General features: G+C 56.5%; 3 protein-coding genes. All 3 read right to left on the reverse strand.

Annotation, left to right across the window (positions count from 1 at the left end; genetic code table 11):
• Window positions 1-199: 199 nt before the first annotated feature.
• The gene (locus ACODSD_RS24680; protein ID WP_107798410.1) at window positions 200-1,906 is read right to left on the reverse strand and encodes a hypothetical protein; all 1,707 of its coding nucleotides are present in this window, start codon (window positions 1,904-1,906) and stop codon (window positions 200-202) included.
• A gap of 166 nt (window positions 1,907-2,072) precedes the next feature.
• Window positions 2,073-2,378, reverse strand: a complete 306-nt coding sequence (locus ACODSD_RS24685) for an H-NS histone family protein (protein ID WP_048414938.1) — start codon at window positions 2,376-2,378, stop codon at window positions 2,073-2,075.
• A 102-nt stretch (window positions 2,379-2,480) separates the two neighbouring features.
• Complete coding sequence (gene ygfZ / locus ACODSD_RS24690) at window positions 2,481-3,518, reverse strand: CAF17-like 4Fe-4S cluster assembly/insertion protein YgfZ (protein WP_235089670.1); 1,038 nt, start codon at window positions 3,516-3,518, stop codon at window positions 2,481-2,483.
• Between the last annotated feature and the right edge of the window lie 249 nt (window positions 3,519-3,767).

Consider the following 3,767-nt stretch of genomic DNA (forward strand, 5'->3'; position numbering starts at 1 on the left):
GTCAGCCCCCTAAACCCGTCAACACCTTTTGCGAGAAAAACCTCAACAAAAGCGGGCCTCATAGGGCAAACCCTTGATGCGACAAGCAATATCCGTAAAGGGTATTTGCCGAAACACCTCAACCGCCCCGCCGAACCATGAAAAACGGGCCGAAGCTTAGCTTCGGCCCGTTCTCAATCTCACCTTTAATGATGGAAAGTCACGGCATAACCGGCAACTTTTCCAAAGCCTGGACCAATTCCACCTCGATCAAGCACCAATCGCTGCCCTTATCCATCACCTTGCCCAGAGAGAGCTGGAAATGCTTGCCCTTGGCCGTCATGTAGAATTCCTTGCCCAACACATATAAGGATAACGGCAGCAATAAGGCGTTCACTACCTTGCCCGAGCGCTGGCATGGCACGAACAAGGCGATATGCCCGGCCAGCCAAACCTGTTCAGGCGGCAGCGTGGGATCGATCAGCCTCACATCGGTTGGCCGCAGCGAAGCCGCCACTGGTCTTCTACTCAGGGTTTCAACCCCGAGGTAGATCTGATCCGCCGAATTACGCTTCACTCGGCGCACCACGCCCAGACTCCATCCATCCACCGATTTCTCGCGAAAACCGATCAAGGCGCCCAGGCCCACCCATTCGTTCCCCATCGCCCCCAAAGTCACACCCAGTCCGGTTTGGCTGACGTTGTCGACTTCCCAGCGCGAAAACTCTTCTTTTGCCGGCTGAGAAACAGCCTCCCCGCCCAAGGCAAGCCCAGGCATCGGCGCGCCCTTGTCCCGCTTCCTGGTGGTAACGAAGCCATAAATACGGATATTGGCCGCATCATCGAAATTACCGTCTTCCAGCGCGCCTGTTTGCTTGGCCTCGTCCACGACCCGAATCAAACGGTGCAGCACGGGCAGGCGATACGCCACTTCTATGCTCTGCCCGGAAACGGGCACCCGCTCCGCCCTTTCAAAACGCATTTGCTGGGGGGCCCACTCCCGCATCAAAGCGCGCAAGGTATTCGCGTCTATGCCCGGTTCCATCATGCGTTTAATTTCAGGCGGCACTCTGCCGGCGTCCAATACAATGCTCCAGCCATGCAGGATTTCGACCAGATCCGTTGTCCCCCAGTAGCGCGCGGCTTCGTCCACCAGGCCGCCCGACGCTCTTGCCGCGGGATGCGGTCCTTTTAAAGAGACCACAAAACTCGAATGTTCCGCGCAAGCCCGGGTTAATGACATACGGTTGCTAAGCACTTGCAGCAATTGATAGGCGAAGTGCAATTGCCTGGCGCTGAGATTGCCCCCGGTCAGCACGGCGAGCATATGCAAGATGAGGAATTGATCCTGAACCGTCGTCGCAGGCTGACCATCGCCGAACAGAAACACCGGCACGGAATCGCAACCATGATGCTCGGCGAACCAATATAGCTGGTTGACCCCCAGCCAAAACGCCTCTTCCGGATTAAAGCTTCGAACCCAATGCCAACGCGCATGCTCGCCAAGATAGAACATCATCCGCGACAGCACGATGGGCAGCAGCGTCAGCACCTTGGCGCCTTCAACGGAATCGGCGTCGACCGTCAGCACATGCTGATAACTATCGATGAAGCATTTGCCGTACGCCAGTATCTGGCTTCGCAATTGCGCTTCCAGCGCCTTGGGCATGCGCGTATTCAGCAAGTATTGCGCGCAGAGGTTTTCGTGCAGCGATTCGGTCTCTTGATTGAGCGCCAGCAGCGCTTCGACGCGATCCACCGAGATATTGTGCCAATCCAACTCCAATGGCGACAGCAAGGCCACCACGCGCTCATGCGCGGCCGCCCCATGCTCCTTCTTCAAAGCCGCCACGAACTCCCTGGCCGCTTCCGCGCTGGCCAACGGGTCGGAGCGACCTTTAGCCCCTCTTGAAAAAAAATCCAGCATAGCCGCCCACTCTCAAGACAATGTCAGCACATTTCAATCACTACGCGAAACAGCTTGAACGCTACATCCATTTATAGCAAGCCGCAAGCCGGCCCGCTGGCCGTCGGACAAAGAAAAAGCGCCCATGACAGGCGCTTTCGAAATTCATTGCAAACCCGCAGTTTGCTTAGATAGCCAGAGCGTCCAGGGCTTTGCCGCTGGAGATCCACTCTTGTACCCACACCGGCTTACGGCCGCGGCCGGTCCAAGTCAGTTCCGGGCTGGCCGGGTGACGATACTTGGCTTCCACCGGCTTGCGCACGCCGCCGGTTTTGCCCAGCACTTCCTCCACGCTCAGACCATAAGCGCGAGCAAGTTCAATGATTTGTTTCTTGGCTTTGGACTTTTCTTCGCTTTCGCGGCGCTTGATTTCAGCTTCGACATCGGCGCGCAGAGCCACCAGCTGAGTAAAATCCAATTTCGACAGTTCCATTAGCATGTTCCCAAATATATTGTAAGAGTAGTGGTGCGTTACAGATGATAATGTAGCCAAGCCTTTCCACTCAAGTCAAGGAAACAAAACAGAAATTATCAATTAATTCTCAGCCCCCTCATTCAAGGAATAGGGCAGCTCCAGTTGTTGAAGCCTTATTGTGTACGCCTCGTCAGCGTAAATACCTTCTTCCCAGGCTTGAAATTGAACCACGGCCAAGCCTTCATATTGATCCGGTGCCACTTGGCAAACCGCAGCCACCATGCCAATCGACTGCCCCGCCACGGACGGGCTATAGAGTTTGGCGCCGATGGCGAGCGGCCGTTTAAATGCCACTTTGAACATGCGGCGCTTCATTTTCCCCAAATACTGCGATCTGGCGACGATTTCCTGCCCCGGGTAACAGCCTTTCTTAAAGCTTACCCCGCCAATCAATTCCATATTCGCCATTTGCGGCACAAACTGCTCCTGAGTCGCCAGACTGATCCAAGGGATGCCCGCGTCAATATCCCGCCAGTCCCAAACGCTGGAGGACACCAGGCTCGCCGCCTCCGTCAGCCTTGCGCCAAGCTGCTCTGCGCCGGCTTCATCCACCGCCAGCACCCAGCCCGCCCCGGGCAGGCCTATCAACAGGCCCAATTCCACTCGAATCATTTCACGCGGCCCAACGCTTGCCGCCAATGCCGGCTCAATGGCCAGCGTATTCAGCGCCGTCGCGCCCGCAAGGCCAATCAAGGTCAGATTATCCGCAATGGATACCTTCACCTTGGAGCGCAAGACAAACATGCTCAGGCGCTTGGCCACGTATTCGGCCAGATCCGCCGACACCGCCAGGCAATAAACGCCGTCGCTCCGCCAAACCAGGAAGCTGGCCAGCATTCGCCCTTTGGCTGAAGAGTAACTGCTGTACTGGGCATGGCTTTCGTCCGACAACTCCCGCACATCGCTGGAAAGCTGCCCTTGCAAAAAGGCCTCCGCGTCCTCTCCCGCCACCTGGATGATTTTATGCTTATCCAGAACCGATATTGCGGCGCCTGCGCGCAAAGACTCCAACTGCCGCAAATGAACATTCATTTCCGCCGCATCTTTATTTGCCCGCTCTGCGCGCGCATCCAGCCTGAGCTTACCGTCCAGATTCATTTAACCCACCTCAAAAACGCGGCTATTCCCGCATTGTCAACAAACGAAATTTTAACGCGCCGCCGCCTCCCTTCGCCAGCGGTGAATTGCGGGCGTCAACGCCGCGTCCAAGCCGCCCGACAGACGCAAGCGATTTTCAGCCGCGCAAGTGTTGACAGCCCGACAGGCTGAAGCTATAGTTCGCCCTCACTCAAATCCCTGATAGCTCAGTTGGTAGAGCGACGGACTGTTAATCCGCAGGTCGCAGGT

The sequence above is a fragment of the Chromobacterium sp. FG22 genome, assembly GCF_057809415.1.